Annotated in this window: 1 protein-coding gene; it reads left to right on the top strand. The window is 57.3% G+C overall.

Annotation, left to right across the window (positions count from 1 at the left end; all coding sequences use genetic code 11):
• On the top strand, positions 1-774 hold a 774-nt coding region (locus tag AC1RO3_RS08085), incomplete at its 5' end, for a hypothetical protein (protein WP_481763944.1).
• Positions 775-790: the final 16 nt, after the last annotated feature.

Raw genomic sequence — 790 nt, 5'->3', positions numbered from 1 at the left:
CCACCCTACTTTCACAACAAGGGAAGCAATATGCAAACCGTTTCGATCACCGATTACACCCTCCTGACGCCCAAGCTGGCTAAGGTCGTTATTGCCTATACTGGCAAGTTCAACAAAGAAAGCCTGCGCGCCGCTATCACTGAAAAGTTCGAGGCGAAGGCCGCTCCTGTCGAGGATTCGTTCCGCGAAGTGCGTGCTGGTGTCGCAGTCGGATTCCTGCGTGCGAACCGCGAAGTTCGTGTCGTCGATCCGCAAGAGCTGCGTGCCTCGTACCGCACGGTCGGCAGCTCGAACATCATGACCTCAGAAGCTGACGATAGCCTGTGGGAGCTGAAGAGCGGCAAGGGCGGTACGTATCTCGCACGTCACGGCAACGAAGACCTGTCGGAACTGGTGAACGCCACCGTGAACCGTCGTCGTACCGACATTCCGGCCCTGCGTCACATCAGCATCGCGGCAGCGGCTCCGCACGAATTCGTGTCGTTTGTCAGCCAGTCTGGCGACATGGACTATGGCTTTGCTATCGCAGCCTCTGCCGACAAGGTACAAGTCGTTAGCGCTGCTACCTCAGACGTGGTGACGGTACCGCTGACCGTGGTTGCCGATATCCGCCGCGCACCGATCCCCAAGTCGTTCGGGGACAAGATGCGGACAGCCGGTATCAGCCGTGAAGACAAGAACCAGCAGATCGAGTACTACAAGCAGCTGTTCGCGTATGACCCTGCGTACCTGCGTAGTGTCATCGATATCGTGAACGAAGATAGCACGGCCTAAGCCTCTCTGCTTTAAT

This window comes from Dellaglioa sp. CoH-57-MRSF-19, from assembly GCF_056781975.1.
The sequence above is the reverse complement of the archived record's forward strand: the minus strand, read 5'-3'. Positions and strand labels throughout refer to the sequence as shown.